The sequence below is a fragment of the Trichlorobacter lovleyi genome, assembly GCF_015239775.1.
GTDB classification, from domain to species: Bacteria; Desulfobacterota; Desulfuromonadia; order Geobacterales; family Pseudopelobacteraceae; genus Trichlorobacter; species Trichlorobacter lovleyi_B.
On record NZ_CP058409.1, the window covers coordinates 3,658,597 to 3,683,713 of the forward strand.

At 56.5% G+C, this 25,117-nt stretch carries 25 protein-coding genes and 1 tRNA gene; 7 read left to right on the plus strand and 19 right to left on the minus strand.

Annotated elements, in window-relative coordinates; genetic code table 11:
* The 9 genes from FY034_RS16905 to FY034_RS16945 all read right to left on the minus strand — a co-directional run bounded on the left by FY034_RS16905 (position 1) and on the right by FY034_RS16945 (position 6,060).
* Positions 1 to 381 carry a hypothetical protein gene (locus tag FY034_RS16905; protein ID WP_265552655.1) on the minus strand — a complete coding sequence of 127 codons (381 nt, stop codon included), beginning with the start codon at positions 379 to 381 and terminating at the stop codon, positions 1 to 3.
* A 171-nt stretch (positions 382 to 552) separates the two neighbouring features.
* Complete coding sequence (gene rpmA / locus FY034_RS16910; protein WP_012471608.1) at positions 553 to 807, minus strand: 50S ribosomal protein L27; 255 nt, start codon at positions 805 to 807, stop codon at positions 553 to 555.
* A gap of 35 nt (positions 808 to 842) precedes the next feature.
* Positions 843 to 1,151 (minus strand): 50S ribosomal protein L21, encoded by a 309-nt coding sequence (gene rplU / locus FY034_RS16915; protein ID WP_012471609.1) that lies wholly within the window; start codon positions 1,149 to 1,151, stop codon positions 843 to 845.
* Positions 1,152 to 1,431: 280 nt separating this feature from the next.
* Positions 1,432 to 2,088, minus strand: a complete 657-nt coding sequence (locus FY034_RS16920; protein ID WP_265552658.1) for a fumarylacetoacetate hydrolase family protein — start codon at positions 2,086 to 2,088, stop codon at positions 1,432 to 1,434.
* 45 nt (positions 2,089 to 2,133) lie between these two features.
* Positions 2,134 to 2,424: a nucleotidyltransferase family protein gene (locus tag FY034_RS16925; RefSeq protein ID WP_265552660.1), complete on the minus strand. Its 291-nt coding sequence runs from the start codon at positions 2,422 to 2,424 to the stop codon at positions 2,134 to 2,136.
* Positions 2,417 to 2,818, minus strand: coding sequence for a nucleotidyltransferase substrate binding protein (locus tag FY034_RS16930; RefSeq protein WP_265552662.1), 402 nt, complete (start codon positions 2,816 to 2,818; stop codon positions 2,417 to 2,419). Before FY034_RS16930 ends, FY034_RS16925 begins: the two co-directional genes overlap by 8 nt.
* Before the next feature lie 12 nt (positions 2,819 to 2,830).
* Entirely contained in the window at positions 2,831 to 4,369 is a 1,539-nt protein-coding gene (gene gpmI, locus FY034_RS16935) for a 2,3-bisphosphoglycerate-independent phosphoglycerate mutase (protein ID WP_265552664.1), read from the minus strand.
* 15 nt (positions 4,370 to 4,384) lie between these two features.
* A complete protein-coding gene (locus tag FY034_RS16940) occupies positions 4,385 to 5,599 on the minus strand; it encodes an efflux RND transporter periplasmic adaptor subunit (RefSeq protein WP_265552666.1) in 1,215 nt (404 codons plus the stop codon).
* 385 nt (positions 5,600 to 5,984) lie between these two features.
* Positions 5,985 to 6,060 (minus strand) — tRNA-Lys (locus FY034_RS16945).
* Positions 6,061 to 6,266: 206 nt separating this feature from the next.
* On the opposite strand from FY034_RS16945, the gene mtnA reads away from it, so the two are divergent.
* Genes mtnA through FY034_RS16980 form a run of 7 tightly spaced genes read left to right on the plus strand, consistent with a single transcriptional unit; the run spans position 6,267 to position 16,193 of the window.
* Positions 6,267 to 7,307: an S-methyl-5-thioribose-1-phosphate isomerase gene (gene mtnA, locus FY034_RS16950; RefSeq protein ID WP_265552669.1), complete on the plus strand. Its 1,041-nt coding sequence runs from the start codon at positions 6,267 to 6,269 to the stop codon at positions 7,305 to 7,307.
* Between the two features lies 1 nt (position 7,308).
* The gene (glnE, locus tag FY034_RS16955) at positions 7,309 to 10,503 is read left to right on the plus strand and encodes a bifunctional [glutamate--ammonia ligase]-adenylyl-L-tyrosine phosphorylase/[glutamate--ammonia-ligase] adenylyltransferase (protein ID WP_265552671.1); all 3,195 of its coding nucleotides are present in this window, start codon (positions 7,309 to 7,311) and stop codon (positions 10,501 to 10,503) included.
* Positions 10,503 to 13,250 (plus strand): class I SAM-dependent DNA methyltransferase, encoded by a 2,748-nt coding sequence (locus tag FY034_RS16960; RefSeq protein WP_265552673.1) that lies wholly within the window; start codon positions 10,503 to 10,505, stop codon positions 13,248 to 13,250. Before glnE ends, FY034_RS16960 begins: the two co-directional genes overlap by 1 nt.
* A 40-nt stretch (positions 13,251 to 13,290) precedes the next feature.
* On the plus strand, positions 13,291 to 13,857 hold the full coding sequence (locus tag FY034_RS16965; protein ID WP_265552674.1) for a hypothetical protein: 567 nt from the start codon (positions 13,291 to 13,293) through the stop codon (positions 13,855 to 13,857).
* 30 nt (positions 13,858 to 13,887) lie between these two features.
* Entirely contained in the window at positions 13,888 to 14,745 is an 858-nt protein-coding gene (gene dinD, locus FY034_RS16970; RefSeq protein WP_265552676.1) for a DNA damage-inducible protein D, read from the plus strand.
* Positions 14,742 to 15,998 (plus strand): glutamate-5-semialdehyde dehydrogenase, encoded by a 1,257-nt coding sequence (locus FY034_RS16975; RefSeq protein ID WP_265552678.1) that lies wholly within the window; start codon positions 14,742 to 14,744, stop codon positions 15,996 to 15,998. The genes dinD and FY034_RS16975 overlap by 4 nt, the downstream gene beginning before the upstream one ends.
* Positions 15,999 to 16,010: 12 nt before the next feature.
* On the plus strand, positions 16,011 to 16,193 hold the full coding sequence (locus FY034_RS16980) for a LiaI-LiaF-like domain-containing protein (protein WP_265552680.1): 183 nt from the start codon (positions 16,011 to 16,013) through the stop codon (positions 16,191 to 16,193).
* Here the strand turns inward: FY034_RS16980 and FY034_RS16985 are convergent.
* From FY034_RS16985 to FY034_RS17030, 10 genes are all read right to left on the minus strand, one after another.
* Entirely contained in the window at positions 16,182 to 17,759 is a 1,578-nt protein-coding gene (locus FY034_RS16985) for an NAD(P)/FAD-dependent oxidoreductase (protein ID WP_265552682.1), read from the minus strand. The two genes, FY034_RS16980 and FY034_RS16985, sit on opposite strands and share 12 nt — an antisense overlap.
* Positions 17,760 to 17,765: 6 nt before the next feature.
* Entirely contained in the window at positions 17,766 to 18,170 is a 405-nt protein-coding gene (locus tag FY034_RS16990) for a response regulator (RefSeq protein ID WP_265552684.1), read from the minus strand.
* A 6-nt stretch (positions 18,171 to 18,176) separates the two neighbouring features.
* Positions 18,177 to 19,376 (minus strand): hybrid sensor histidine kinase/response regulator, encoded by a 1,200-nt coding sequence (locus tag FY034_RS16995; protein ID WP_265552686.1) that lies wholly within the window; start codon positions 19,374 to 19,376, stop codon positions 18,177 to 18,179.
* A 29-nt stretch (positions 19,377 to 19,405) separates the two neighbouring features.
* Positions 19,406 to 19,861, minus strand: a complete 456-nt coding sequence (locus tag FY034_RS17000) for a universal stress protein (RefSeq protein ID WP_265552688.1) — start codon at positions 19,859 to 19,861, stop codon at positions 19,406 to 19,408.
* Positions 19,861 to 20,256 (minus strand): response regulator, encoded by a 396-nt coding sequence (locus FY034_RS17005; protein WP_265552690.1) that lies wholly within the window; start codon positions 20,254 to 20,256, stop codon positions 19,861 to 19,863. Before FY034_RS17005 ends, FY034_RS17000 begins: the two co-directional genes overlap by 1 nt.
* 119 nt (positions 20,257 to 20,375) lie before the next feature.
* A complete protein-coding gene (locus tag FY034_RS17010) occupies positions 20,376 to 21,215 on the minus strand; it encodes a helix-turn-helix domain-containing protein (protein ID WP_265552692.1) in 840 nt (279 codons plus the stop codon).
* Positions 21,216 to 21,226: 11 nt separating this feature from the next.
* Entirely contained in the window at positions 21,227 to 21,973 is a 747-nt protein-coding gene (locus FY034_RS17015) for a tetratricopeptide repeat protein (protein WP_265552694.1), read from the minus strand.
* 68 nt (positions 21,974 to 22,041) lie between these two features.
* Entirely contained in the window at positions 22,042 to 22,959 is a 918-nt protein-coding gene (locus FY034_RS17020; protein ID WP_265552696.1) for a PfkB family carbohydrate kinase, read from the minus strand.
* A 13-nt stretch (positions 22,960 to 22,972) separates the two neighbouring features.
* Positions 22,973 to 23,827, minus strand: coding sequence for an S-methyl-5'-thioadenosine phosphorylase (gene mtnP / locus FY034_RS17025; protein ID WP_265552697.1), 855 nt, complete (start codon positions 23,825 to 23,827; stop codon positions 22,973 to 22,975).
* Positions 23,824 to 25,116: a PAS domain S-box protein gene (locus FY034_RS17030; RefSeq protein ID WP_265552700.1), complete on the minus strand. Its 1,293-nt coding sequence runs from the start codon at positions 25,114 to 25,116 to the stop codon at positions 23,824 to 23,826. The genes mtnP and FY034_RS17030 overlap by 4 nt, the downstream gene beginning before the upstream one ends.
* Between the last annotated feature and the right edge of the window lies 1 nt (position 25,117).

Here is a 25,117-nt window from a genome sequence, read left to right on the forward strand (position 1 = left end):
TCACTTCCCTCCTGCCTGCAACAGCTGATCAAACTGCGCCTCAAGCTTTTTCAGCTCAGCCCTGTGCAGCACCAGTTGCTCAGCAGCCTCCATCTCAACGGCCCTGGCCTCGGCAATGGTCAACTGGAGATCCACCAGTTCTGTTTTCTGCAGGGCAAGCGCCCCGTTCTTGGCAGAAATGGCTGCCTTTACCGCGCCAAGGGTCTCCTGTGCCGAGGCCAGCTGGCCTTTGGCATAGTCAGCGGCCTTGCCCGAGCTCAGCTTTGCGATCCGCTCCGTTAATGGCTGCAGCTTGTCCGAGGCATCTTTCAGGTCATCAGCACATGCACTGCCTGTTGTAACACCCAGCAAGCAGAGTACACCCAGTATCTGACGTTTCATGCAGTACCCCCTTTGAGAACATTGGCTTGCACTTCACAAGCCCGTGCTACCCTATACACCCGGAACCACACCGGGTCAAACCGTCGGGTCTGCATTTTGCCGGACACCGGACAAAAAAAAGCCCGGCGGCTGTAACCGTCGGGCTTCAAAAAAACAGGTGTGGTGCTGATATCAGGAAGGATAGACCGAAACCTTCTTGCGATCACGCCCCAGACGCTCAAACTTGACGACCCCTTCAATCAGGGCGAACAGGGTGTAATCCTTGCCGCAACCCACATTGTTGCCGGGGTGGATCTGGGTACCACGTTGACGATAGATGATGTTGCCGGCCTTAACCAGCTCACCACCGAATTTTTTACAGCCAAGCCGCTGGCCGTCTGAATCGCGACCGTTCCTGGAACTGCCGACGCCTTTTTTATGTGCCATGGTTTTCTCTCCTCAGAAAAATAAGTCGTAAGCGCTTAGGCGCTGATCTTTTCAATCTTCAGTACCGTGTGGTACTGGCGGTGACCGATCAGCTTACGGCTGTTCTTACGGCGCTTTGACTTGAAGACCAGAATCTTCTTGTCACGACCCTGCACAGCAACCTTGGCAGTTACTGATGCGCCAGCCACCAGCGGAGCTCCGACCTTAACGGCGTCGCCGCCGATCATCAGCACCTCGCCGAACTCAATCGTGTCGCCCACGATGTTGTCCAGCTTCTCAACCTTCAGGAAATCGCCTTCAGCGACTTTGTATTGCTTGCCACCTGTCTTGATCACTGCGTACATGGTTGGTACCACCTCTTCGTTTTTTACAGAGTTGTGGACTATAGTTAAAGCGGTCCACGACGTCAAGCACTTTTTCTGATGGACAAATAAAAAACCGGAATGGCCAGCAACTACGAGCAGCTACAGCTCTGCTGATCTTTATGGTACGAAAGCCGCACCCCGCACTTCTGGCACCGCCAGAAGAGACCACCTCAGCCGGGCAGCAGGATCATCTTGCCGTTACACTCGGGACATTCTTTTTCATTTTGCATAGCAAACACGTCCTTTTCCGTTCATATTTTCAGACAACCGTCACACAAACGCTGCCCACACCGGCAATACTGGCCTCCATCCGGTCTCCGGCCTGCACCCGGCCAACCCCGGCCGGTGTACCGGTCAGGATCACATCCCCTTCTTCCAGGGTAAAGATGCCGGACAGGTAGCTGATGATCCTGGCCACGCTGTTGATCATCAGTCCGGTTGAGCCGTTCTGACGCTGCTCACCATTCAAGGAGAGGCAGATGGTAAGATTCTGGGGATCTGTCACCTTGTCCGCCGGGACAAAATCAGACAACGGACAGGAGGTGTCAAAGCCTTTGGCAATCTCCCAGGGCAGCCCCTTTTTTTTCAGATTGTCCTGCACGTCCCGCAGGGTCATATCGATTGCCACACCATAGCCTGCCACATGGGCAAGCGCATCTGCCTCAGCAATCTGCTTGCCTTCGGTACCGATCAACACGGCCAGTTCTGCCTCATAGTGGCAGTCACTGCTGTAAGCCGGGATCACCAGCGCCTCGCCATTGCCGATTATCGCCGTGGCTGGCTTCATGAACACCACCGGCGCAGAGGGGGCCTCGTTACCCAGCTCTTTGATATGATCCACATAGTTGCGGCCAATACAGAGGATCTTGCCGACGATATATTCGTTATCGGTTGCCGGGATGGATACGGTTTTCATAGTACAATCCTTTGTGTGACTTAATTGTTACATGTTTCTTCTACCCTATACTTGCCCCCATGCTTGTTCAACTATCCGCCTGAACTCAGCGCTGGTTGCCGCCCAATCAACAACATCCACCCGGAACGGCAGGTTTGACTCGGCAAAGGCATCTTTTAAGGCAGCCAGTTGACGGAACTCCAACGGGGTATCTCCCATGACTACCAGGTCAAGATCTGAAAATGGCTTGGCAGTACCGTTAACACGGGAGCCAAAGGCACGAACAGCACGTTCCGGGATATGCTGGCTAAGGATGCTACGGACTTCTGCCAATTGCTGCGCTGTCAGGTCAAGCATGACGGGCTTTAAGGCGGCTTAACAGGCTTGCAGCATCAGCTGTGAACTCGGTTAAAATATCGAATACCTCACGCGCCTTCGCCTCGTCATAGGTATGGGAGGTAAGGTTGCGTTTGTCACGGTAATCAAACCAGCGCTGCGGATCCGCTATCAGTCCCCGTTCAGCCCCAACCCGGATCAACTCCTTAAACGGCAGGTGGTCCAGTTCTTCACTGGAGGGAAGTTCCTGTTCCAATTGACGTTTCAGCATCTTGTAGGCCAACTCATAGGTATATTCAAAGCGCTGGATACAGGCATCGCGGATGTCTTCATCATCCGGCATGGTGCGGCTACGCTCCAGTACCCGCTGCAGCGAGGCAAGCGCCTTTTCATATGAACTGAAGTCAAGTTGCATGGGTTTTCCTTGTCAAGCCTGCAACAGGCTTTCTCCGGTCATCTCCTTGGGCTGCGGCATCCCCAGCAGCTTCAGCATGGTGGGGGCGATGTCGGCCAGCTTGCCCCCATCTTTTAATACCGTACCCTTGCGGCTGTCATCCACCAGGATCAGCCAGACCGGATTGCAGGTATGGGCGGTGTGGGGCTCCCCCTTTTCGTCCTTCATCTGCTCGGCATTGCCATGGTCAGCCGTGATCAGTACCGTGCCACCAAGGGCACGCACCTTTTCCACCACCTTGCCGGCGCAGGCATCCACCGCCTCGACGGCACTGATGGCTGCCGGCAGAATTCCGGTGTGGCCAACCATGTCGCAGTTGGCAAAGTTGAGGATGATCACATCATAGCGGTCCTGCTCCAGACGGCTGACCAGTTCATCCGCCACCAGATAGGCGCTCATCTCCGGCTTCTGATCATAGGTCGCCACCTCTTTGGGAGAAGGAATCAGGGCACGCTCTTCATTGGCAAAGGGGGTCTCGACCCCGCCGTTAAAGAAGAAGGTGACGTGGGCATATTTTTCCGTCTCGGCGATTCGCAACTGGTTCAGACCGGCCTCTGCCAGTACCCCCCCCAGCAGGTTGGTCAGCTGCTGTTGTTCATAGGCGATCGGCAGGCCAAAGGTGGCATCGTACTCGGTCATACAGACATAGGCTGCCAGCTGCGGAACCCGCTGGCGCTGAAACCCGTCAAAATCCTTGAAGGTCAGGCTACGGGTGATCTCCCGGGCCCGGTCAGAACGGAAGTTAAAGAAGATGATACCGTCACCGTCATTGACGGTACCGAGCGGTGCCGCATCAGCACAGATCACACAGGGCAACACAAATTCATCATGCAGACCGGCGGCATAACTGGATTGGATCGCCTCGGCGGATGAAGCACGGCATGCTCCCTGCCCCATCACCAGCGCATTATAGGCCTTTTCAACCCGTTCCCAGCGATTGTCCCGGTCCATGGCGTAGTAGCGCCCCATCACCGTGGCAATCGTGCCGCAGCCGATCCTGGCCAGCTCGGCCTCAAGCTCTTCAAGGTAGCCGGCGCCGCTCTGGGGAGGGGTATCACGTCCGTCCAGCAGGCAGTGTATGAATACCTCTGTCAGCCCCTGCTGCCTGGCCAGTTCAACCAGGGCATAGAGATGGCTGTTGTGGGAGTGGACGCCACCATCGGACAACAGCCCTGCCAGGTGCAGACGGCCGCCACTGGCCCTGACCTTGGCAATGCAGTCCAGCAACACCGGATTGGTGAAGAAGTCGCCATCCTGGATTGACTTGGTGATGCGGGTAAAGTCCTGATAGACGATCCGGCCGGCGCCCAGGTTAAGGTGCCCTACTTCGGAGTTGCCCATCTGGCCTTCCGGCAACCCCACCGCCATACCGGATGTCTTGATCTGCACATGGGGAAACTCCTGCAGGTATCCGGCCAGATTGGGGGCCTTGGCCATGGCAACGGCATTGCTGTCAGGACAGGGATTAATGCCCCAGCCATCCAGGATCATCAGCATCAAAGGTTTTTTCATCCGCTCAACTCCTTCTTAAAAACGAGGGCCCATGGGTGAAGCACTGCTTCCGGCTGCCTTTTTCTTTGAATTATCAATCTGTTCAATTATCACCTGATCACCTTCCTTCAGGCTGCCCTCAACAAGCTCGACAAAGCTGGAGTCACCAAGGCCGGTGGTAACCGTTAGCGCTACCGGCTGGCCCTCCTTCAACAGATAGACCTTCTGCTGTGCCCCACCAGGCTTCCCTTTACCGCTCCCTGCCGGTCTTTGGCCCGCTTTGGCCGCCTTCTTATCCACGTCTGACTTGGGGCGGAAGCGCAGCGCTGCAGCCGGCAGCTTCAGGACACCGTCACGACGGCCGGTCTCAATCGAGACGTTGGCGGTCATGCCGGGTTTAAGACGCAGGTCTTTGTTATCCACCTGTACCACCACAATATAGGTGACCACATTCTGAACAGTAATCGGGGCAGAGCGGACCTGGGTAACCCGCCCCTTGAAGCTGCGGTCAGGGTAGGCGTCAACCGTAAAGGTAACGGCCTGATCCAGGCGGGTACGGCTGATATCGGCCTCATCCACGCTGGTTTCAATCTGCATCTTGGTCAGGTCACGGGCAATGGAGAACAGGGTCGGTGTCTGAAACGAGGCGGCCACGGTCTGGCCCACATCAATACTGCGTGAAATAACAATGCCGTCCACCGGTGAGCGGATCACCGAGTTTTTCAGGTTGGTCTCAGCCTGCATCAGGGTGCCGCGGTACTGGGTTACTCCGGCCTCAGCCGATTTGATCCCGGCCAGGGCTGAATCATAGGCGGTCTGGGAGGCATCAAAATCGCTCTGGGCCACAATCCCCTGGTTGATCAGCTGCCTGTTCCGCTCCAGGGTCCGTTTTGCATCGGCCAGGGCGACTTTTGCCTTCTGCAGGTTGGCCTGGGCATTCAGAAAGTTGCCCCTGGCCTGCTCAACCTGGGCCAGAAACAGGGCCGGATCGATCTCGGCAATTACCTGCCCCTTTTTTACCCGTGAGTTATAATCAACCAGCAGTTTTTGAATGGTACCGGAGACCTGGGAGCCGACCTGCACCGTGGTGACCGGATTTACCGTGCCGGTGGCTGAGATGGCGGCAACAATGTTCCCTTTTTCAAGCGGGACCGTCTTGTAGCTGAGCTTGGGGGTACGCCCGAAAAAGAACCAGACTCCGGCGGCAATGGCAACAAAAAGTATGGCGGCTATGATGAGATATTTTTTCATGATTCAGCAGATTACGCACAAAAAAACCCCGTGTCAACCGACACGGGGTTCGTGTTGTCTGCCTGCCGACAGCTCATCGGCAGGCTAGCTTCGGCACCCTTCCTTGCAGTGGGATACCGGACGGATTCTAAAGTGTGCAGTCCACATGACAGGATTCTCCTTTCGGGCGGAGTTAACTGATGTACAAAAATAATAATAACCGCTACTGCAAAAGTCAATCTCCCAGACAGAATTTAATTTGTCGGGTGATTGGCAGGGGTAGCAGGATTCGAACCTGCGGTGACGGAGTCAGAGTCCGTTGCCTTACCGCTTGGCGATACCCCATCATCGTTACGCTGCTCCAGCAGCCAGCACCATCCCAATAGAGCGGCGGGCGGCAAAGAGATGGTGGACCAGGTAGGGTTCGAACCTACGACCTGACGATTAAGAGTCGCCTGCTCTACCAGCTGAGCTACTAGTCCATCGGTCTGCCGCTGCTCACAAAATGCCTGCGCATGTTATTTATTTTATCTATTTTGTCAATTGATTTTTACGCTTTAACATGGCACATACGGCATCAACAGCTGACCGGCAACCCTTCAGATCCATCCCTGTACGGCTTTTGCTTGAAACAGACCGTGGCCGACGTTATAACTGTTCCGAACAACAAATAAAACGAGGTGCCCTGATGTCCTTCCGTACCATAGAATGGCGCGACGACGCCGTGATCATGATTGACCAGACCCGTCTGCCGATGGAAGAGGTCTACCAGCGCTATACCGATTTCAACGCCGTGGCAGATGCGATCAAGGGGATGGTGGTACGGGGCGCACCGGCCATTGGTGTGGCTGCTGCCATGGGGGTTGCCCTGGGAGCGCGGGAGATCATTGCCGACACCCAGGAATCGTTCTTCCGGCAGCTGGAAAATGTCTGCGACGTGATGGCACGCACCCGGCCCACGGCAGTCAACCTGTTCTGGGCGATTGAACGGATGAAACAGAAGGCACTGTCTCTCAAAGGCAACCCGCTGGAAATGATCCGGACCGGGCTGAAGGAAGAGGCGATCCGGATTGAAGAGGAAGACCTGGCGATCTGTAAAGACATCGGCAGGCACGGCGCAGAGCTGATCCCAGAAGGGGCAACCATCCTGACCCACTGCAACGCCGGCGGCCTGGCAACCGCAGGCTACGGCACCGCCCTGGGGGTGATCCGGGCGGCCCATGAGGCTGGTAAAAAGATCCAGGTCTTTTCCGATGAGACCCGCCCCTGGCTGCAGGGTGCCCGACTGACCACCTGGGAACTGATGAAGGACAGTATCCCGGTGACCCTGATCTCGGACAATATGGCCGGCTTCTTCATGTCGCGGGGTGAGATCACCTGCTGCGTGGTCGGCGCGGACCGGATTGCCGCCAACGGCGATACAGCCAACAAGATCGGCACCTTCAGCGTGGCGGTACTGGCCAGAGAGCATGGCATCCCGTTCTATGTGGCGGCGCCGGTCTCCACCCTTGACCTGTCCCTGGCGGACGGTTCCCGGATCCCGATTGAAGAGCGCCCCAGCACTGAAGTCACCCATATCCGCGGCCTGCCGATTGCGCCGGAGGGGGTCAAGGTACGCAACCCTTCCTTTGACGTAACACCGGCAAAGTACATTACCGCCATCATTACCGAGCACGGCGTGGCCCGGGGCGACTATATACGGGAGCTGGCAGCCCTGGCTGCAGTCTGATATGCCCGGCGCCCGTTTTGACCACCGTTTTTCCTGGATCATGGCAATGGAGGATGAACCGTCCCGTGACCAGGAGCTGATCCGGCTGCTGGAGCAGTCCGGCTTTGCCTATGGTACCCGTTCGGCCACCAACCTGCTGCTGATGGCCGCCTCTTTTTCCGTTGAACCTCTACTGAAGATCGCCCTGGCAGCACTGCATACCCCCTCACCGGACATGGCCCTGAACGGTTTTGAACGTCTGGTCGGGGTATTGGACCGTTCCCACCTGGACGCTCTGATTGCCAACCGCAGACGGCTGGGCCAGTGCATGTTCCTGTGCGGCGCGTCACCGTTTCTGACCAACCTGATCTTCAAGGAACCGGTCTTCTTCTCCCGCCTCTTTACCGACAATGAGCTGGAGCAGTCACATACCAGGACTGAACTGCTGGCCGCTCTGCGCCGGAGCACCCCTGAGCATGAAGACCTGCAGGGCCTGATGAAGGTGCTGCGCAGCTTCAAACGTTTTGAGATCCTGCGGATTGCCGCCCGTGACCTGAACGGTCTGGCGCCGCTGGAAGAGGTGACCAGAGAGTTGTCGGATCTGGCTTCGGCGACACTGCAGGTCGCCTACGAGACCTGCCATCGCCTGCTGGTTCAGGATTACGGCATCCCGCTCAAGGAGACCGCCGACGGTCTCCGCCCGACCGTCATGACCATCCTGGGTATGGGCAAGTTTGGTGGACGGGAACTGAACTTCTCCTCTGACATCGACATCATCTTCTTTTATGAGACCGACAAGGGTGAAACCGCCGGGATTGACGATGGCCGTGGCGGACGCAAGGGCGTGATCTCGCTGCACACCTTCTTCAACAAACTGGCCGAGTTGGTAACCAAGGCCATGAACCAGGTCACGGAAGACGGCTTTGTCTTCCGGGTTGACGTGGGACTGAGGCCGGAAGGGAAATCCGGTGACATGGCCGTGTCGCTGCGTTCCGCCGAGATCTACTACGAATCCTGGGGACAGTCCTGGGAGCGCACCGCCATGCTCAAGGCCCGCCCGGTGGCCGGTTCCCGGGAGTTGGGTGAGCAGCTGCTGCAAACCCTGATCCCCTTTGTGTATCGTAAATACCTCGACTACACCCTGATCGAGGACATGAAGCTGATGAAGCAGAAGATTGACGCCTCTCTGACCCGCAACCGTGAAGGGGAAATCAACCTGAAGCTGGGCAGGGGGGGCATCCGGGAGGTCGAATTCTTTATCCAGGCCCTGCAGCTGGTCTACGCCGGCAAGATGCCCCGGCTGCGCGAACGCAACTCACTGATAGCACTTGATCTTCTGGCAGAGGCCAAGCTGATCAGCGATGACGACCGGCAGCAGTTGAGCGAGGCCTACCGTTTCCTGCGTACGGTTGAACACCGCATCCAGGTGGTACAGGAGCGTCAGACCCACAGCCTACCGACAAAAGAGGATGAACTGCTGGCACTGGCCCGCCGTAGCGGTTTCCTGCGGGATAACGGCCTGCAGCGCTTCAGGGAAACCCTGGAGCAGCATCGCCAGCGGGTGGCCGCCATCTACGGCAGCCTGTTCCACAGCCGCGATGAACAGCTGCAACACCAGCAGGCCAAGCCGGAAATCCTCTACCTGCTGGATACCAAGGCCGAGCCGGATCTGGTCAAGGATATGCTGGCCGAGCGCCGGCTTGAGGATGTGGACCGGGCCTTTGAAAACCTGGCAATGCTGCGCAGCGGGCCGGTCAAAGGCAACATCACCGAACGCAACCGTCGCATCCACGCCCAGATCGCCCCGCCATTCCTGCAGGCGCTGCTTGAAGCGGCTGATCCGGATATGGCCCTGGCCCATGCCGAACGTTTTCTGACGGTGATCAGCGGCAGGCCCTCCTGCTACGCCCTGCTGGCTGAAAATCATGACGCCCTGCGGCTGCTGGCCACCCTGTTCGGCACCTCGGCCTTCCTGTCCAAGATCCTGATCGGCCATCCGGAACTGCTGGAGTCCATGGTGGCTCACACCTACGCCTCCATGGTCAAACCGCGGGAGGTCATGGATGAAGAGCTCTCAAGCCTGCTGCTGCAGGCGGAGGATTTCGAGGAGCGGCTGGATGTCTTGCGCCGCTACCGCAACGAAGAGTTCCTGCGAATCGGCCTGAACGATATCCACGGCCACCTGGGGCAGGGGGCGATCGCCTCCCAGCTTTCCTGCCTGGCTGAGGTCTGCCTGGAAGAGGCCTACCGTCTGGCCACCACGGAACTGGCCCGCTTCGGTCGCCCCGGCTATCAGGACCTAGGCCAGTTTCACAGCGCAAGCCTGGCCATTATCGGCATGGGCAAACTGGGTGGCGAAGAACTGAATTACCACTCAGACCTGGATATCATCTTCATCTACGACCACCAGGGAAACACCAACGGCGAGAAACAGATCAGCAATCACGAGTATTTTGCCAAGCTGGCCCAGAAGCTGATCTCGATCCTCTCCACCGCCACCCGCGAAGGCTACGTCTACAAGCTGGACACCCGGCTGCGCCCCTCCGGCAATGCCGGCCCGCTGGTCACCTCGCTGGAGTCATTCCTGACCTACCACCGTACCGAGGCCCAGACCTGGGAACGCCAGGCCCTGGCCAAGGCCCGGGTGGTGATCGGTGAGCCGACCTTGCGCTCAAGTATTGATGCCGTTATCCGCCAGACCGTCTATGGCGCATCACTGGGCGATGAAGGACGTCAGGAGATCCACCGCCTGCGGATGCGGATGGAAAACGAGATCGCCAAAGAGACCGCCGGCTCCTATAATATCAAGACCGGCCGTGGCGGCATGGTGGATGTCGAGTTCATCGCCCAGTATCTGCAACTGCGTTACGGCCAGCACTACCCGGAGCTGCGCGTCCAGAACACGGTGGTAGCGCTCAAAGAGGTCCAGACCCTGGGTATTATTACCGAACAACAGGCAGATACCCTGATTGCCGGCTACAAATTCCTGCGCAAACTGGAAAACCGGCTACGATTGCTGCATGATCACTCCATCAACGACCTGGCCGGAGACCAGCACTACCTGGACAAACTGGCCCGGCGGCTGGCCTATGACCCGCGCCTGCGACACCCCGGCGAGGCCCTTTTAAAAGATTATGAAGCCACCACCGAAGGGATCCGGGATGTCTATGAACGGGTTCTAGGGGAGTTGGCTGAAGGAGTGGAGGCGCAGCCCTGATGCCGCTGTCCTGGAATGAAATACGCGACCGTGCCCTGACCTTTTCCCGCGAATGGGCTGATGAAAGCTCAGAAGATGCCGAGGCAAAAAGCTTTTGGGATGGTTTCTTTAATGTCTTTGGCATTACCCGTCGCCGGGTGGCCTCCTTTGAAGCGCCGGTTAAAAAGGGAGATGGCGCCGGTGGCTTCATAGACCTGCTCTGGAAAGGTGTGCTGCTGGTAGAGCACAAGTCACGGGGCAAGGATCTGGACAGGGCGGCAAAACAGGCCTTTGATTACTTCCCCGGACTGAAAGAACGGGATCTGCCCCGCTATGTGCTGGTATCCGACTTTGCCCGTTTCCGGCTGTATGATCTGGATACAAACGAGCAGCACAACTTTACCCTTGCCGAACTCTCCAAACATATCCAGTTGTTTGGCTTCATAGCTGGCTACCAGACCCGCAGCTTTGGACAGCAAGACCCGGTCAACGTCCAGGCAGCAGAAAAACTGGGCAAGCTGCATGATCAGTTTAAGGCCACCGGCTACGACGGCCACCCGCTGGAGGTGCTGCTGGTGCGGTTGCTGTTCTGTCTGTTCAGCGAAGACACCGCCCTGTTTGAACGCTGCCAGTTTCAGGATTATCTGGAACAACGCACGGCTGAAGACGGCAGCGACCTAGGCATGCACCTGGCCCAGTTTTTTCAGGTGCTGGATACCCCGCCGGAGAAACGTTCAAAGACTCTTGACGAACAGCTAGCAGCCTTTCCCTACGTTAACGGACAGCTCTTCAGCGAGATGTTGCCGATTACCTCTTGCGACAAGACCATGCGGGAAACCCTGCTGGACTGCTGCGCTCTTGATTGGAGCCGGATCAGTCCGGCCATCTTCGGCTCACTGTTCCAGAGCATCATGGACACCACCGCCCGCCGTAATCTGGGTGCCCACTACACCAGTGAAACCAACATTCTCAAGCTGATCCGTCCCCTGTTTCTTGATGAGCTATGGGCAGAGTTTGGCAGGATAAAGAACAACCGTAACAAGCTCTTTGAGTTTCTGAAAAAGCTGGGGCACCTGAATTTCTTTGACCCGGCCTGCGGCTGCGGCAACTTTCTGGTTATCGCCTACCGTGAGCTGCGCCTGCTTGAGTTGGAGGTGCTGCGCCATGTGAGGCAGAACGACCAGTTGATGCTGGATGTGTTTCAGTTAATTGGCGTCAACGTGGATCAGTTTCACGGCATAGAGATTGAAGAATGGCCTGCCCGGATTGCCGAGGTGGCGCTCTGGCTGACCGACCACCAGATGAACCTGCAGGTATCTGAGGAGTTTGGCCAGTACTACGCCCGTCTGCCGCTTAAGAAAGCGCCGCATATTGTGCATGGTAACGCCCTGCGGCTGGATTGGCGGGATGTTGTGCCACCTCACCGGCTGTCCTATCTGCTGGGGAATCCACCGTTTGTTGGTTCAAAACTCTTAAAAGACGAGCAACGTACCGAAGTTGCGGCAGTCTTTCCCGACACCAAAGGGGCAGGTGTACTGGACTATGTTGCTTGCTGGTACCGCAAAGCTGCCGATTACTTGGCTGACAATTCCACAATCCGCGCCGCCTTTGTCTCTACCAACTCCATCACTCAGGGAGAGCAGGTTGGCATCCTCTGGCCCGATCTGCTACGTCGGGGGATCAGGATTCAGTTTGCCCACCGCACCTTTCAGTGGAGCAGTGAGGCTCGCGGCAAGGCAGCCGTCCATTGCGTGATTATCGGTTTTGGCCTGCAGGATCTAGCTGAAAAGTGGCTGTTTGATTATGACACACCCAAAAGTGAACCCCATGCAGTAAAGGCTGCCAATATCAACCCCTATCTGGTAGATGGGCCAAACATCCCGATTTTGAAAAGAGGTACGCCTATCTGTAATGTACCAGCCATGAAATTTGGGAATCAGCCAATTGATGGCGGTCATCTCTTGCTGGACGCAAAAGAAAAGCTGGAGCTCGCTTTAAAAGAACCTATCTCTCAAAAGTGGTTACGCCGTTATTTTGGCTCTGTTGAATTTATAAACGGTATAGAGCGTTGGTGTTTGTGGCTTAGAAATTGTAATCCAGATGAATTGCGCCGTTCTCCGTCTGTTATGCAAAGGATTGAAGAGGTCAAGCAGTTCAGGTTGTCCAGCGATAGAGCTGCAACACGTGAATTAGCTATTACACCGACGCAATTTGCATTTATTTCGCATCAAGACACTTTGTACATAATTGTGCCTAGCGTTTCTTCAGAACGGCGTCAATTTATCCCAATTGGCTTTATGCCATCTGAAGTTATTGCCAGCAACCTATGCCTAATTATCCCCAACGCCACTCTCTATCACTTTGGCATTCTCAGCTCCACCTTTCACAATTCTTGGATGCGCGCAGTCTGTGGGCGCCTCAAAAGTGACTATCGCTACTCTGCCGGTATCGTCTACAACAACTTCCCCTGGCCGGAACCGACCGAAAAACAGCAGTCAGCCATCGAAGCCGCTGCACAAAAGGTACTGGACACCCGCGCACAGTATCCGTCCGCAACCCTGGCCGACCTGTACGATCCCCTGACCATGCCGCCTGATCTGGTAAAGGCCCATCAAGCCCTTGATAAAGCAGTAGATGCTGCTTACGGCAAGACCGGCTTCAAGACCGAGGCTGAGCGAGTGGCGTTTCTGTTTGAACGTTACCAGCAGCTTACCGCCCCGCTGGTGGCGGCAGAAAAAAAGAAGGCCGTAAAGAAAAGGAATGCCTAGCCACTTAACCCCAAAGTTCGATGTACAACAGGTGTGTTCAATGAAATTTGACGATGACAGGCTTATCTATCTTGATCTGGAGTTTATTTCCCGAAAATATGAAGCCCATTTTGGACAAGATCCTGCTACAAAAATCACTAAACAAGAAGGCTGCACAGCAGGCCTAAAAGCACTCTTTGCAACGGCTGGCATCTCAACCCAAGAGTCTAGAACATATTCCGTGACATCACGTCAAATGCTCCATAACCTTTGGGCTCACCTTATTAAAACATATCCTCTTTTTGAAAACTTCCAAAATTATCAGGGGACAAAACTGGTTTGGATGCAAGGGGAGTTAACGCTTGCCGAATGGACTCCTTCTGGTAGCAAGAGAAAAGGATTTGAATTTTTTCAGCTCAACAGCGGAGTTCAGCGCACTGCTTTTTTGGCTGACAAAAGTTATTTTTCTGCAGGTTTTGCAGAAGTCTTTGACGCTTCCATGGCACTTAAGGGGAACATTGGAATCCCTGTTTACTGCTTAGCCCGGGTTATGTGGAATGTCGAAGCAGCAATGAATTATGTCGCTTGTCCATATATCATAACAGAACGAATAGAAAGTCATGTGTAATCACATAATTTTTCATGGAGTAGTCCTATAATGAAAAACGAACTCATCATCCAACTGCACAAAAACTTTGAAGAGTATGCCCAACAGATTGACGGCGAAGAGTTTTGGTTTGCCCGTGACCTGCAAGGCCTGCTTGGCTACTCCAAATGGGAGAACTTTGCCAAGGTTATCGACAAGGCAAAAACTGCTTGCCAAACCGCTGGTCATGCGGTCGCAGACCATTTTCCTGACGTCAGGAAAATGGTCGACATCGGTTCTGGCGCAGAACGACCGATTGAGGATATCGCTCTCACCCGCTATGCCTGCTACCTGATTGCCCAGAATGGCAATCCCCGTAAAACGGAAATCGCCTTTGCACAGACCTACTTTGCAGTTCAGACCCGCCGTATTGAACTGATTGAAAAACGGCTTGAAGAACAGGAGCGGCTGACTGCACGCCAAAAGTTGAGTCTTTCAGAAAAAGAGCTGTCCGGCTTGATCTTTGAACGGGTCGGCGACAACAGCGGCTTTGCCAGAATTCGCAGTAAGGGTGACACCGCTTTATTTGGCGGCCAAAGCACCCAGCAGATGAAAGATCGGCTGGGTGTGCCAGACAGTAGGGCACTGGCGGATTTCCTGCCTACTATCACCATCAAGGCAAAGGACTTTGCCACCGAGATAACCAATTTTAACATCCGTCGTGATGATCTGCGCCACGAAGAAACCATCGCCAAAGAGCATATCAAGAACAATCAGGATGTTCGCAAGGTGCTGACAGACCGCGGCATCAAGCCTGAAGCGTTACCACCGGCAGAAGACCTGAAAAAGCTCGAGCGACGCTTGAAATCAGAAGAAAAGCAGCTTATCAATCAAGGGGCCAAACCCACAACAAAGAGGAAATCATCATGACCATTGCAGAACAGGTTGTCACCATTGCAAAGAATGCCCGCCAGGCCTCCATCGCCCTGGCGCGCCTGTCTACCAACGTTAAAAACGAGATGTTGCTGAAGATGGCTGATGCCCTTGAGGCCGACAGCACTCCCCTGATTGCCGAAAATGCCAAAGATCTGGCAGCGGGCAAGGAGAAGGGGCTGTCCGATGCCATGCTGGACCGGCTGATGCTGGATGCCAAGCGGATCACGGGAATGGCCGATGCCCTGCGTGAGGTAGCGGCCCTGGCCGACCCGGTGGGTGAAGTGACGAAGATGTGGAAACGTCCCAACGGCCTGATGGTGGGCAAGATGCGGATTCCGCTGGGCGTGATCGGGATTGTCTATGAATCCCGGCCCAATGTGACTGCCGATGCTGCGGCGCTCTGCCTCAAGTCAGGCAATGCCGTAGTGCTGCGGGGCGGCTCCGAGGCGATCCACTCCAACCGGTCCATTGCCGCCATCCTGCAGGGGGTGATGAAGGCGTTGGACATCCCTGAGGCAGCCCTGTCGCTGATCCCGTTCACTGAGCGGGAAGGGGTGCTGGAGATGCTGAAACAGGAGGAGCTGATCGACCTGATCATCCCCCGTGGCGGTGAGAGCCTGATCCGCTTTGTGGTGGAGAATTCCCGCATCCCGGTCATCAAACATTACAAAGGGGTCTGCCACCTGTTTGTGGATGCCTCGGCAGATTTCGAGATGGCCACCCGGATCATCATCAATGCCAAGACGCAGCGCCCCGGTGTCTGTAATGCCCTGGAAACACTCTTGATCCACAGGGATGTGGCGGCACGCTTTATTCCGCCCTTTGCCAAGGCGCTCGGTGATCTGCAGGTCGAACTGCGGGGGGACGAAGCATTTTGCAGCTATGCACCTCAGGCAAAGCGTGCCACGGAAGAAGACTGGGCAGCCGAATATCTGGAGCTGATCCTGGCCTGCAAGGTAGTGGACGACATGGATGCGGCCATTGACCATATCAATCAGTACGGCTCACTGCACAGCGAGGTGATCGTGACCCGTGATTATGCCAATGCCCAGCGTTTTATCCGCGAGGTCAACTCCTCCTGCGTGCTGGTCAACGCCTCCACCCGCTTTAACGACGGCGGCCAGCTGGGGCTGGGGGCCGAGATCGGCATCTCCACCACCAAGCTGCATTCTTTTGGTCCGATGGGGCTGGAGGATCTCACCACAACAAAATTCATCGTCTACGGTGATGGGCAGGTGCGTCTCTAGGAAGGAGGCGGTATGAAATCCAAAACGTCACGGACCGGTGGCATTGTGCTGGTGGCCCTGGGAGTTTACTTTCTGCTGAGCAACCATGGCCTGGTCCCGCCACTGGGTCAATTACTCGACAAATGGTGGCCACTCTTCATGATTGTTCCCGGTGCCGTTATCCTGCTGGGGCGCAGTGGCACGTCACGGAGCTAGCTGTTCGGCGATCTTATCTGCCACCCGTACCCCGTCCAGGGCCGCCGACATGATCCCCCCTGCATAGCCTGCCCCTTCACCACAGGGATATAGGCCCTGCAGGGCGGGCGACTGGCAGTCTTCATTCCGCAGGATTCGCAACGGGGCTGAGGTGCGGGTCTCCACCCCGGTCAAGGTCGCCTCACGGGTCACAAACCCCTTCATCTTCCGATCAAATGAGACAATCCCCTCCCGCAGGGTGGTCGCCACATACTCCGGCAGCAGGCTTGCCAGATCCGCCTCCACCACACCGGGGCGGTAGCTTGAGCAGTATCCGCCGGTACCCTGACCGATAAAGGCCAACAGGTTCTGGGCCGGGGCGCAGTAGCCGCCTCCACCGGCTGCAAAGGCCGTACGTTCCCACTGTTGCTGAAAACGGACCCCGGCCAGCGGATCTTTTCCGTCAAAATCCTCCGGCCTGACATTGACCACTAACGCACTGTTGGCAAGGCCGGAATCCCGCCCCAGGTTGCTCATGCCGTTGACCACCACCATCCCTGCCTCTGAAGAACTGGCAACCACCAGGCCGCCCGGACACATACAGAAAGAGTAACAGCTGCGTCGGGTCAGGTCGTTATTATAGGTCAGGGCATAGTCTGCCTTGGGCAGGGCGGGGTGGGGCTTGCCATACTGGATCCGGTCGATCAACCCCTGGGGATGCTCCACCCGCAGGCCAATGGCAAACGGCTTGGCCTCCATCACCAGATTCTGACGGGACAGCATGGCATAGGTATCTCTGGCACTGTGGCCGATGGCCAGCACCAGATGCCTGCAGGCAAGCTCATCAACCTGGTTGCTGCGTACGGCTCTGAGCTGACCGTTGCTGCAGACCAACCCGGTCAGGCAGGTGGAGAAGCGGAGATCAGCACCGCTTTCCAGCAGTCCGGCCCGCAGGGCGGCAACGACACGGCGCAGACGGTCCGTGCCGACGTGAGGCTTGGCCTGATAGCGGATCTCCGGCGGCGCGCCAAAACGGATCAGCTGATCCAGCACCCAGCCAGTGTTAGGGTCGCGCAGGCGGCAGGTCAGTTTGCCATCTGAAAAGGTACCGGCGCCACCTTCACCAAACTGGACATTGCTTTCCGGGTCAAGGGCTCCGTCCCGCCAAAAGCGGGCCACATCCTTGACCCGCTCTTCAACCGGCTTGCCTCGCTCAAGAATGGTTGCAGCAATACCGTAGGCGGCCAGACGCAGGGCGCAGAACAACCCGGCCGGCCCCATACCGACAATCACCACCGGTTCCGCAGTGCTGCATCTGCTGAACAGCTGCGGAGTCTCAACCGGAAGTTGCTCAAGATTGGGCAGACCACCATGCTTCTTCCAGAAGCCGGCCTCGTCGGCCACGCAGAAACTGGCGGTATAGACCAGCAGTACCCGGGGCTTTTTACGGGCATCAACCCCTTTACGCAGGATGCGGAACTGCAGCAGGGCAGCAGCATCAAGCCCGAAGCAACGGGCTGCGAGAACGACGAGACGTCCTTCATCCTCGCCGGGCTGCAGGGTGAGATTACGGAAAAGAAAGGGCATGATAGCTCAGTAGAGGGTAGTCTGGGTCTTGGCGCGTTCGATCAGCTGTTCAACCAGAATCACGATATCCAGCGGTGCCGTTGATTTGGGAATATGAAAGCGGGCCCCCATTTCAGGGGTCTCATGTTCGTGGGGCCCTTCCTGAAACATGGAGGTCAACAGGATGATGACCGGCTGCCGCTCTCCAGCAAGTCTGGCAATCTCCATGCAGGTGCTGACCCCGCCCATACGGGGCATGACCAGGTCAGAAAGGACCACCTCAGGGTACTGCTCCAGATAGAGTTTGACCCCTTCAATGCCGTCGTTGGCAGTGTACACGGCAAAGCCGGCCTCCCTGAAGGCATCGGACAAAATCCGCTGAAAAAAGGGATCATCATCGATAATCTCTATTTTAGTAGCTGCTTCTGTCATGGCTCCTCAGCTACGACTTGATTTCTGTTCGCGAGGGATGGTGACCAGAAAGGTCGTACCGGTTTCTGATGTCTGGTCAACCGTAACATCACCATGGTACAGGCGTGCAATACGCCGTGCCACCGGCAGACCGATCCCGGTGCCACGGCTTTTGGTTGAAAAAAACGGCTTGAAGATTGACTCAAGATGGTCACTGGCAATACCGCCGCCATTATCTGCGACGCGTACCGCAATCAGCCCTTCAGGGCTGTCAATCCGGATTGACAGCTCTCCGCCCTGCGGCAGCTCCTCAACCGCGTTCATCAGCAGATTGGTAAATATCTGTTCCAGCTCAGTCCGGTCAGCCTTGATCGGCGGGACCGGTTCAGCGCAGGTAAAACTGACCTGAAGCTGACGTGCATCAATCTGGGGAGAAAAAATATCCAGGGCATCTGTAACAACTTGGTCCAACCGGATATCATCCACCACCACCCGGCTGCGGTTGGCAGCATCCACCAGTTTGCGGATGATACCATCAATCCGGTCCACCTCTTTCAGGATCTTGCCAAGGTAATCGCCGATCTCAATCTCTTCCACCCCCTGCCCGAGCAGCTGGGTGAACAGCGAAATGGAGTTGAGCGGATTACGGATCTCATGGGCCATACCGGCAGCCAGATACCCCAGGGCGGCCAGCTTCTCTGTCTGTGCTATCTCCGTCTGAGCCCGGTGTAACGCCTCGGTCCGCTCCTGCACCCTGGTCTGCAGCTCACGGTTCCAGGTTTCAATCTCCAGCAGCAGGTGTTCGCGTTCGGCCTGCAGCGCCTGATTCGCCAGCTCAATCTCCCGTAATTTGAGGACCGCATCAACCCGGTCCGGCAACAGGCGTGCATCAAACGGTTTCAGCAGGTACTCTGATGCTCCGGCCTTCATCAGCTCTACGGCCAGCTCTTCATTTCCTCTGCCGGTTGCCATGATGACATAGCTGGATGGATGGTGGGTCTTGATTTCCTGCAGCATCGACAAACCATCCCGATCCGGCAGTTGATAATCCATCAGGACCAGTTCAGGTTTGTGGGCCGCCACCAATGCCAGCCCCTCGCCAGCACTACCGGCAGTTAGAACCTGATAGCCCCGCCGGAGGAGCATAGCCGCAAGCAGGCCTTGTATCGCAGGATCGTCATCAACAATCAGAACCGTTGCCAAAGCCGCTGGGTCAGCAGGGTGCATGGATTTTTACCGCTCGTCAGCGCAGATCATCAGGGAGTGGCAACGGGAAGGCGAATGGTCATGACCGGACAGGGAGCACTGCGCACCACCCGCTCTGCAGTGCTGCCAAAAATCAGATGATCCAGGCCGGTCCTGCCATGGGTGCCGATTATTATCAACGAGATATCCTCTTCAGTGGCAACCCGCATTATTTCTTCATACGGTACCCCTGTGGCCACCAATGTTTCAAAATTACTGAACTCCTTGATGTTCTCCTGGCAGAAACTGTCAAGCATCTTGGCTGCTCCGGTTTCAATCTCCTTTTCCAGCTGTTCAAAGGAGATATGGGGCACATAGAAACCGCGCAGATCAACCGGTTCATTGATGACGTGCAGCACCAGCAGTGACGAGTTGAAGGTCTGGGCCAGACTCAGGGCATACTCACAAGCGACCTCAGAGTAGTCAGAGAAATCAGTTGCCAGCAGAATCTTTTCAAAACGTTTCATCAGTGGTTCTCCTCTCGCTTGGCAGATGCCGGGAACATCTTGCCCATAACCTTGCGCAACTCTTCCAATCTGAGCGGCTTGTTCAGATATTCAAAGGCCCCCAGATTCAATGCTTCAAGATAGGATTCGACCTCGCCAAAGGCGGTAATCATAATCACATTGCTGGTGGGATACTCACGGTTCAGCTCCCGCAGAAAGCTCAGCCCGTTCATCTCCGGCATATTAAGGTCGGTAATGATCAGTTCAGCCGGATTATTCCGCAGGCTGCTCAGGGCCTCAAGTCCGTTTGCAGCGGTCTTGACCTCGTATCCTTCACGGCTCAACAGACGCGTCAGTGCGAGACGGGTATTTTCCTCGTCATCCACCACCAGAATTCTCTTGAGCTGCTCAGCCACACCACACCCCGGCCAGAAAAGTACCCGCTTTCAGGTAAGTCTAGCACGGAGTCGCACGCTGTCAAGACAGCCGGATGAACCTTTATTGATCAGCGGTGGGAGAGGCTCTGCAACCGGTCCTAACGGCGAAGCCCGTTGGCATCGAGGACGACGTAGGCCGGTTTACCCGGCGTGGCCTGCAGCTTCAGGGGGGTGCCGTTCAGTTCAATATCAACACTGCCTGCGTCAGACAGGTCCAGGGCAATGGTACGGGCAGCCTTCCACTCAATCAGGTCGCCACTGGTCAACTCGTAGCCCTGTGACGCTGCATCATCGATAACTACCGACAGAGAGCTGTTCCGGTTGACCTTCATCCTGATCATGAAACCATCACGGGCCTTGGGAGGAGCCGCCACGGTTTCCTGAGGCACCTCCGTTGTAACGGCTTGCGGGGCTGCGCTGTTCGCCGCTGCAGCAAGCGCACTGGAACGGGCCGGTTGCACTGCGGCGGCCGGAATTGCGGGCTGTGGCGCAGGTGTTACCGGTTGGGGGGCTGGGGGCTTAGGCCGCTCAGGTGTCGAGGGAACCAGGAAAATGGCTGAGACAATTACGGCAGTCAGCAGTGCAGCCGGCAGAATCAGGCGCTGCCAGTTAAAACCACCTCGGGACTGGACCGCCTGATCATTTTTCAGCGGTTCCGCTGGAACCGTTCCAGACTGCTGGGCAGCCAACTGGAGCAGCTCTTCGGCCTGGAGCCCAAGATAGGCAGCATAGGTCCTGAGAAATCCCTTCAGGTAAGCCGGGCTGGGAAGATCCTGGGGGCGGTCTTCCTCCAGGGCCCGCAGATAGTTTTTGCCGATCTTGGTGGCTTCCGCAGCGTCTTCAAGCGAAATATGGTTGAATTCGCGGCAGCGGCGGAGAATGGAACCTGCTGAATGTACTTCCGGTTCGGTGATGACTGCGTTCTGGTCAGTATCCACAGTAGGCTCTCCTACCTGAGCAGATCAATGTAACCGATGGCGGTGTGGCCAATCTCCGAATCCGGGGCAATCCTGACCACTTCTTTAAAAGCTGCCCGGGCAGCAGCCAGCTGGCTTTCCTTCATCAACGCCAGGCCCAGCTGAAAATGGGCCTGGGCATAATCAGGGGCGATTTCGATGGCCCGCCGGTACTCCTGCACAGCCTGCTGGGTCTTACCCTGGCCAAACAGCACGCGACCGATGGCTACCTTGACGATGGGATTGCGTGGGTCGGCAGAGCGGGCAGTATACAGTTCCTCCAGAGCGGCACTGTAGTCACCCTTACCGAGGTAGGCCAACCCGAGATTGATCAGGGCGTGGTCATGGCGGGGGTAAAACAGGTCATCCTTAACGGCACGGAACTGCTGGATGGCATTATCCCAGCGGCCGGTTTCAAGATAAAGTACCCCTAAATCGTTGCGGGCCTCTGAATACTTGGGACGCAGGGCCAACGCCCGCAAATAGCGCTGTTCCGCCAGGTCAAGACGCCGTTTGCCGGTCAGGGCCCGCCCAAGATTATACTGCAGTTCCGCATTATCGGGATCCAGCTTTTCAGCCTCACTCAGATCGGTCAGGGCAGCGGTATAGTTACGCTCTTCAAGGAATGAGACCCCCATCTGATAATGGTACGAGGCGGGACGCCCGCTTGACGACGTGGCGGCACAGCCGGCCAGTGTGGATACAGCCACCAACACTGTCAGCAGGGTTCCATAACGCATGGCGACTCCTTGAAATGGGCATGAATCACGTAACATGCCGTAAAAACTACCAGACATCAGTATGCTTGTCAATTAAACCCCAGATCGCGGAAACTGGTCAGCCCCTTGAAGCTGCGGTAGCGGGCCTCAATTTCCGGATAGGTCAAGCGTTTCATCCGGTTCAGGCTGAAGTCCTCCACATTGAAGGAGGCCATCACCGAGCCGAATACCAGGGCCTGGCGGATACCGTCTTCCGAGAGGTCACCGGTATTGGCAAGATAGCCCATAAAGCCGCCGGCAAAGGTATCGCCTGCCCCGGTGGGATCAAAGACCTCTTCCAGAGGCCAGGCCGGTGCGGCAAAGACCGTATCGGCAGTAAACATCAGCACGCCGTACTCACCCCGCTTTACCACCAGGCGCTTGCAGCCCAGGCCGATAATCTGACGGGCCGCCTTGACCAGATTGGCCTCGCCGGTCAGCATGCGGGCCTCCCCCTCGTTGATCACCACAATGTCAACCCGCTTCATCACCTCTTTCAACGCCTCAGGTTTGGAAGAGATCCAGAAGTTCATGCTGTCACAGGCGGTCAGGCGCGGCTTTTCCACCTGATCAAGCACCTGCAGTTGCAGTTCGGGATCAATGTTGGCCAGAAAGAGCACATCGGTAGAGCGGTAGGCAGCCGGCAGTTCCGGTTTAAAATCCAGCAGCACATTCAATTGGGTATCAAGGGTCTGGGCCTCATTCAGGTCGTAGCCGTACTTGCCGGACCAGTGAAAGGTCTTGCCCGGTATCCGCTGCAATCCCTGCAGGTCAATCTCCCGCGACTTAAGAAAGCTGACATGCTCTTCGGGGAAGTCCTCACCAACCACTGCCACCAGTGAGACATCACTGAAAAAACTGGCCGAGGTGGAAAAATAGGTGGCTGAACCGCCCAGCACATTTTCTCCCCTGCCAAAGGGGGTTTCTACCGTATCAAAGGCAACCGTACCAACAACGACAATACCCATACTCTCAGACTCCTTAAGGTAGATACTTGGAAACGACCGGACCAAGCTTGGCAATGGTTTCAGCCGGGATCCTGGCCCGATCGGTTATAATGGCATACTGCAGGGCAGAGCTGCAGTTGCAGGTCTGTTCAAGCACGCAGTCCTGTACCGCATGGCGGATGATCTCCTTGGCCATGGTCACATTCTGGTGGATGATTTCCAGGATCGCCTCCACCGTGACGTCATCATGGGAGTCATGCCAGCAGTCATAATCGGTGGAAAGCGCGATCACACCGTAACAGATCTCAGCCTCGCGGGCCAGCTTGGCCTCGGTCAGGTTGGTCATACCGATGATATCCCCTCCCATGCTGCGGTACAGGAATGATTCCGCACGGGTGGAGAAGGCCGGACCCTCCATACAGATGTAGGTTCCCCCTTTATGGGTAACAGCGCCGGCCTTCTGCGCTGCCTGGTACAATTTGTTAGACAGACAGGCACAGGTTGGATCGGCAAAACCGACATGGGCCACAATCCCCTCGCCAAAAAAGGTGCACTGACGTACCCCTTTGGTACGGTCAATAAACTGATCCGGAATCACGATATGCCCCGGCACGATTGCCTCTTTGAGACTGCCAACCGCTGAGACCGAGATAATCCGTTCCACCCCCAGCTGCTTCATGCCATAGATATTGGCGCGATAGTTGACCTCGGAGGGCAGCAGCCGGTGTCCCCGGCCATGGCGGGGGAGAAAAACCATCCTGACGCCGTTCAGCACGCCGGTAATAAAGGCATCCGAAGGCTGCCCAAAGGGGGTCTCCAGCGTTACCTCCTCAATCTGTTGCAACCCTTCCATCTCATACAGTCCGCTGCCGCCAATCACGCCAATCATTCCGGTGCACCCTCCTCCTGCTCTTTTTCCTGCTGTTCGCGTTGTTTCTTTCTCAATACCTTTTCGGCAACCATGGCAGCCGAGGCCTCGCGCTGCGCCCGCAACAGCTCACTGCCGGTATGGGCCGTACTGGCTCCCATGCAGAGAAAGACCGCCGGGGCATGTTCCGAGGCACGAGCCACCGCCGCCCTGAAGCGGATCAGGCCTGCTGCCGTCTGCTGTTCATCCAGCCCCGGCAACAGGATTGCAAAGCCGTCACCACCGGTGCGGGAGACCAGATCTTCGGCCCGGAACCCCTCCTTCAGCAGACGGGCTGCCTTCATCAGGATCAGATCGCCCTGTTCCCGCCCCTGTTCGTCATTGGTCAGCTGGAGATTGTCAAGCGAGGCGATCACCACGCTGACCGGGAAACGCCGGCCGCGGGAAAGCCGCTCAAACTCGGTGTCAAAATAGGCCCGGTTATAGAGCCCGGTCATCGGGTCATGCACCGTCAGATAGGCCAGCTGTTTTTCCCGCTGCCGCCGTTCCGAGACGTCATGGCCGACACTCAGGATCTCCAGCCGTCCCTTTTCATCATAGGCAGGCGAATTGTTCCAGGCGACCCAGATCCGGCTGCCGTCCCAGCAGATGGTTTCATGTTCCGAGGTACGAAACTGTTCAGGATTTGCCCCGATTTGCGCTATTAACTGGCGCAGACTCTGGCCGGTGCTCTCGACCTCCGGCACAATCGTTCCCACCAGATGACGGCCGACCAGCTCTTCCGGCAAAAACCCGAAAAATTCACAGACATGGGAGTTGGCAAAGGTGATGGTGCCGTCGCTGGTCCAACGCAGGATGAAACTGCTGGAACGCTCCACCAGTTCACGGTAGTTACGTTCGGAAAGCCGCATCCGCTCTTCAATCCGCACCCTGTCGGAGATGTTGCGGGTTACGCCCTGGAAACCGACCAGATCGCCGGCATCATTATGGATGGCAGCAACCGTCACCTCAGAGGGGATCAGTCTGCCTGCTTTGCTGATAATCTGGATCTCGAGCAGACGCTGGCCAAGCTTCTTGCCGCTCAGCTCATCGGCCATCCTGGCGGCCAGGCGGGCCAGAACAAAGTCACGGGAGGCGGGAGCAAGCAGCTCCGTCAGTGTGCGTCCCAGCAGCTCTTCCGGGCTGTAGCCGAACTGCTCGGTGACGGCAGGATTCAGGTAGCAGAAACGCAGCTCATGATCCGTCTGCCAGATCACATCCGGGCTGTTCTCCACCAGGGCTTGATAGAGTGAGCAGGACTCAGGCTGCATC